The organism is Candidatus Synechococcus spongiarum, assembly GCF_900047545.1.
In the GTDB taxonomy this organism is placed as follows: domain Bacteria; phylum Cyanobacteriota; class Cyanobacteriia; order PCC-6307; family Cyanobiaceae; genus Synechococcus_B; species Synechococcus_B spongiarum_C.
Map to the genome: position 1 here is coordinate 1 of NZ_FITM01000033.1, position 5,489 is coordinate 5,489.

Annotated in this window: 4 protein-coding genes; 2 read left to right on the forward strand and 2 right to left on the reverse strand. The window is 63.0% G+C overall.

Annotated features, from left to right (window positions below):
• Positions 1-54: 54 nt before the first annotated feature.
• Complete coding sequence (locus tag FLM9_RS01350) at positions 55-1,512, forward strand: TolC family protein (RefSeq protein WP_074456914.1); 1,458 nt, start codon at positions 55-57, stop codon at positions 1,510-1,512.
• Positions 1,513-1,997: 485 nt separating this feature from the next.
• On the opposite strand, the gene FLM9_RS01360 is transcribed toward FLM9_RS01350, so the two are convergent.
• Entirely contained in the window at positions 1,998-2,984 is a 987-nt protein-coding gene (locus tag FLM9_RS01360) for an MlaD family protein (protein ID WP_074456916.1), read from the reverse strand.
• Positions 2,985-2,989: 5 nt separating this feature from the next.
• Positions 2,990-3,793 carry an ABC transporter ATP-binding protein gene (locus FLM9_RS01365; protein WP_180365261.1) on the reverse strand — a complete coding sequence of 268 codons (804 nt, stop codon included), beginning with the start codon at positions 3,791-3,793 and terminating at the stop codon, positions 2,990-2,992.
• A gap of 53 nt (positions 3,794-3,846) precedes the next feature.
• Here FLM9_RS01365 and FLM9_RS01370 point away from each other — a divergent pair, with 53 nt between their 5' ends.
• Entirely contained in the window at positions 3,847-5,271 is a 1,425-nt protein-coding gene (locus FLM9_RS01370) for a gluconeogenesis factor YvcK family protein (protein WP_074456917.1), read from the forward strand.
• Positions 5,272-5,489: the final 218 nt, after the last annotated feature.

The window sequence follows — 5,489 nt, forward strand, 5'->3', positions numbered from 1 at the left end:
TCCCCCCACCAAAGGGCGTCTCTTCCTATTTTATGGGTCCTGAGCCTAGGCTTGATGCCATTCCCTCTCGTGCGGCACGTGTTTCAACAATCTGGTCAATGGGCGTCTCGTTTCCTTGTGGGCGCCCTGTTGGCCAGCGCCCAGCCGCTGGCGGCCGTGGCGGCGGAGCCACTGCCAGCGCCTTTGGCGGATCTGGCGGCGGCGGAGCCATTGGCCGAACCACAGTTGCTGGAGGACATGGCGGACCCACGGCTGCAGCCGTTATCCCTGGAGGAGGCACAGCAATTGGCTGGGGCAAATCACCCTGTCCTGCAGGCTGCGGCGCTGGAGGTGGAATCGCTGCAGGCCCGGTTGGAGGCCTCCTTAAGCGCCTGGAAGCCGCAAGTCAGTCTGAGGTCATCCGTAGGGTTGCCAGCATTGGCGCTGGAGTACCAATACAGTCCGGAGGCCTCCTATCCCCGTGGCGAACTGGAAACCAACCTGAACCTGGAGGCCACCTGGCTGTGGAGAGACCCCCAGAGGGACGCCCGCATCGCCGCCGAGCGCCACGACCTGGATCAGGTGAAGCTGCAACGCCAGCTCTTGCACCGTGACGTGAGGCTGCAAGTGGCGGAGTCTTACATTGAACTCCAACGGGCCGCTGCGGAGGTGGACCTGCGCCTGGCGGCAGTTGATGCGGCCCAGGCCACCTTGAAGATCAGCCAGGCGCGCCATGGGGCCGGCGTGGCTGCCCGCCTAGACGTGCTTCAGGCCCAGGCCCAGTTGACCGGTGATGAAGCCTTGCTGGCCAGCGCCAAGGCCCAGCAGACCATTGCCCGCCGCCGTTTGGCCAGGGTGCTGAACCTGCCCCAGGAGGTGGTGCCCACAGCTCGGGACGCCAATGGGCGGCAGGGACGCTGGACCGCAACCCTGGGGGAGAGCCTGGCCGCCGCCTTCACCAGTCGCGAAGAGTTACAACAATTTCTTGCCGCCATCCAGGAGCGGGAGGAGCAGGCCAAGGAGGCCCTGGCGGCGCTGCAACCCACCCTCTCGTTGTTTGTGACGGGGAGCTGGTATCAGGCGTCCGGTAACGTGCTCTCCGACACCTCCCCCATGGAAAGCCAGTTCAGGGGAAGGATCTCCACGTCCCTGGGCCTGCGCTTTGCCATGCCCCTCAGCGATGGGGGGACTGCCCAGGCCAGTGCTCGCCGCTGGCGCTTGGCGGCACGGAGGCAGGAGTATCTCCTGGCGGATGCCCGCAACACCTTCCAGCAGCAGGTGGAGAGGGCTTTCCACACCGTCCATGCCCAGGAGGACACCCTGGAGTTGCGTGCCCGCCAGGTGACGACCCAGCAGGAGATTCTGAATCTCGCCACTGCCCGCTACGAGGCTGGTGTTGGCACCCAGCAAGACTTGATTGATCAGCAAAAGGCCTTGACCCGCGCCGCCGTTGACCACGCCCAGGCCGTCCTGGACTACAACCTGAGCCTGGCGCAGTTGCACCGTTATACGGGTCTGCCGATCCAGCCCTAGGGCCAGGACCCATAACGAGAAGATGAGAGTGGGGGCGAGGAGGACGGCAGAGAGGAAGAGATGGAAACAGCAGTCATGGCGGGTGACAATGCGGCGCCAGTCCTTGAGCTTGGCAAGCAGGTTCTCAACCTCCAATCAATGCATTCTCTTCTGGAAGATCCCTCAGCAGGAGGTCACCACCGGTAAAGTCGCTGCATTGCCCTTCCCTGAGCAGAAGGCATACAGGTCGTCCTTTCGTCGCACACCACAGGTCGCTTGCTGGTGAGGCCCCTGTAGTACGACCAATCAAACGAGGTTCGGCGACCCCTTTTTAAGGCTGGAGGCAGTGCGATGGGCTTTGACGCAGGTGGTATCGATCATCAGCGCCTCTTCTGGCTCCACACCAGCCTCCGGCGCTGTGTCGGTGGATCTCTTCCTCTCCTTATGAGTCCTGATCCTGATCACCGCCCCCTGCCTGCCGGCCCGGTCCACCGCCCCATGGTGCCTCACGTCTCCGCACCCTCCTCCACGGTCTTGGGATCGGCCAGTCGCTCAGCACCATAGAGATCTTCAAAAAACAGGCCAAGGCCAACGGTCAGGTTTCTTAGACCCTCGGCAACGGCGGCATCACCGGTGATGTCCAGAACGTCACTGCTGATTTCATCCAGCTTGGCCGTGAAGCTCTCCATGTTGGCAAGAATGGGGCCAGCCTTGGCGCTCAACTGGTCCGCGGCAGTCTCCACATTGGCCATGGTCTGCCTGAACGTGGCGATGGTCTCGGGACGACTCAACTCCGCCGAGGCCTTGGCCAGATTGCCGGTGATGGTGTTGACGTCAGCGGCGCTGATGTTGAGGTGGTCAACCGTGGGCTCCAACTGTTGCACCAGGTCCTGAATGGATTGTATCAGGACGATGCTCTCCTCGGCGGCAACGGTGATGGTGTTGCTGGTGTCAGCGAGGACTTTGACCGTTTCGTTGATGGTTCCCACCAGGTCAAGGTCAATGACCTGATCCAGGAGGTCTGTGGTGCTGGCCACGGCGGTATCCAGGCTGGGACTCTGGGCCCCCAACAGCACGGCGCCGGCACAAAGCTGTTGGGCCGATGGACAGTCCTCTGCCGTAGGGCTGACGGGGTCGTCCAAGGGCCTGGAGGAGCCAATCAGCACCAACTGGGCCGTGCCCCCCAGCAAGCTGCCGCTCACCACCCGGGCACGAACGGGCTGAGCAATTACCAACCCGGCGTCACTGATCTGCACCTGTACAGCCACAAAGCCGGGCTCCGGCGTAATGGATTGCACGGTGCCCACGTCCACACCCCGGTAGAACACGTTGGAGCGGGATACCAGGCCTGCCGCGTCGCCAAGACGCACGGTGATGGCCCAGGCGCTGCCGAAGAATCTGCTCCCCCTCAGGTGGAGCCAAAGCCCGGAGGCGATGACCAGTGCGGCAAGGATGCTCAGGCCAACGGTGGCCTCGCGGAGGCTTCGGCGCATGGTGCTCAGGTCAATTCGGGTTGCATGGGTCCCTGCAGGCTGGCACTACGGAACTGTCGGACGTAGGGATTATCCGTCACCTCGAACCCTTCCACAGAACCATACCACTGGGCACATCCCCCGTAGAGCATCACCACATGGTCAGCGGTGCGGCGAATTGTGCTCATCACATGGCTGACCACTACAGCCGTGCCCTCTGCAAATTCCGTGGTCTTCACAATCATATCCTCAATCCTGGTGCAGGCCACGGGGTCAAGACCCGCCGTGGGCTCGTCAAACAGGAGGAGAGGGGGATGGCTGGTGTCAGCCGTGGGATCCTCCACAATGGCCCGGGCAAAACTGACCCGCTTCTGCATTCCTCCCGAAAGCTGGCCCGGCATCAAGTCCTCAACACCCTTCAAGCCCACCTCCTCCAGCACCCTGGAGACCCGGGTGCGGATGTCCGCTGGTGAGAGTCGGCGGCTGCGGCGCAGCAAAAACCCCACGTTCTCCGCAACGCTGAGGGAGGCCAACAGGGCCGGCGACTGGAACACCATGCGCACGTCCATGGGCTTGTCCTGGTCTTCCCGCAAGTAGATCTGCTGTTGACCATGGAGGCTGAGGCGGCCTTTGCAGGGCAGCAACAGCCCTGCCAGCAGCCGCAGGATGGTGGACTTCCCCACCCCGGACGGCCCTACAACAGCAACCTTTTGTCCCAGGCCCACATCCAGGTCCAGGTCATGGAGCACGGACTTGACGCCAAAGCGCAGGCCGACACCACGCAACTGAATGGCCAACCTCTCCGCTGCTGTACCAACGGGTTTGGACATCGGCTCAACGTGTCAAGGGTGTTTCTATAAAATTTTCTCACACGGTGGTCGTCATGAGGAACGGTCGTCTCCGGAGCGGACAGCGGCCGAGTCGCCGGAGGTGGTCCGGAATACTGGACAGGTCCTGCAAGGCGCTCCGGTGGCTCTCGCCAGGTCTGTTGGTGAAGCGCTGGGTGCTCACCAGCGCCCTGGGTCTCCTGCTGCTGGTGCTGGGCAGCGCCATCTGGGCCAACATGAAACCGGTGTACTGGACCCTGGAGGCTATTGAGTGGACCTTGGCCAACATCACTCAGGTGTTTCCCTACCGGTTGACCGGTCCCCTGGTGCTGCTCAGTGGCCTGGTGCTCATCCTGCTGGGCCAAAGCCGCACCTTCGGATCTATCAAGCAGGCCCTGGCCCCTCAACAGGACCGGTCCCTGGTGGATGCCCTGCTGGCCCAGCGCCACCTCAACAGGGGACCCAGCATTGTGGCCATTGGCGGGGGAACCGGCTTGGCCACCCTGGTCAGCGGCTTGAAGCGCTACAGCAGGAACATCACCGCCATCGTCACCGTGACCGACGACGGGGGCAGCAGTGGCCGCCTGCGCCGTGATCTGGGCATTCAGCCTCCGGGAGATATTCGCAACTGCCTGACGGCCTTGGCCAAGGAAGAACAACTGCTCACCCAGTTGTTCCGCTACCGCTTTGCCTCTGGTCAAGGTTTGGAAGGCCACAGCCTGGGCAACCTGTTCCTTTCAGCCTTGATCACCATCACCGGCAACCTGGAATCCGCCGTTGCCGCCACTAGTCGGGTGTTGAACATTCAAGGGCAGGTGGTGCCCGCCACCAATACCGATGTGCAACTCTGGGCCCAGTTGGAGGACGGGCGCCTCATTGAGGGGGAATCCCGCATCAGCGGAGCGGGGGGCCGGATTCAGTGGGTGGGCTGCCGACCGGAGGCGCCACCAGCACTCCCCAGCGCCCTGGAGGCCATCCGCCAGGCGGACTTGATTTTGCTGGGTCCCGGCAGCTTGTACACGTCACTGCTGCCCAACTTGCTGGTGCCCCAGCTTGTGGAGGAAATCAGCCGTTCTCCAGCCGCCAAGCTCTACATCTGCAATCTCATGACCCAGCCCGGTGAAACTGATGGGTTGGATGTGTGGGACCACGTGGCGGCGATTGGTCACCATCTGCGTCGTCAAGGCGTCACGCCCTGGTTGTTTCCCGATGTGCTGGCCCACAGCGGCCACCTGGATCGCCACTTGGTGAAACGCTATCGGTCCGCAGGCTCAGAGCCCGTCACCTGTCCCGTGGGCAAACTGGAGGCGGAAGGCTTGCGGCCCCATCTGGCCATGGTGCATGCTCGCGTTGAGTCCCTTGACGAGGATTCAGTCGGCAAGAGCCTGCGCCACGACCCCTTGCGGCTGGCACGGGCCGTGATGCGCTTCTACCGTCAGCACCAGCGGCGTCAGCAGCGCGGGGAGAGCGGCGCCCAATAACCACTCCATCCCTGAATACCGCCAACCACCCATGAGCACAGTCGTCACCTGTCGGTATCTCGGCGATCTGGAGACGGAAGCCCCGCCATGAAGGCTCGGCAACCCACCTGCGCACCGACGCCCCACTGGACAACAACGGCAAAGCCCGCACGTTTTCCCCCACGGATTTGCTGGCCACAGCCCTAGGCACAGGACTCATAACCAGAAGATGGGGGTGG

Excerpts from the sequence above, each read along its gene's own strand:
- FLM9_RS01350 (WP_074456914.1), top strand. The coding sequence starts at position 55 with ATGCCATTCCCTCTCGTGCGGCACGTGTTTCAACAATCTGGTCAATGG.
- FLM9_RS01360 (WP_074456916.1), bottom strand. The coding sequence starts at position 2,984 with ATGCGCCGAAGCCTCCGCGAGGCCACCGTTGGCCTGAGCATCCTTGCC.
- FLM9_RS01365 (WP_180365261.1), bottom strand. The coding sequence starts at position 3,793 with ATGTCCAAACCCGTTGGTACAGCAGCGGAGAGGTTGGCCATTCAGTTG.
- FLM9_RS01370 (WP_074456917.1), top strand. The coding sequence starts at position 3,847 with ATGAGGAACGGTCGTCTCCGGAGCGGACAGCGGCCGAGTCGCCGGAGG.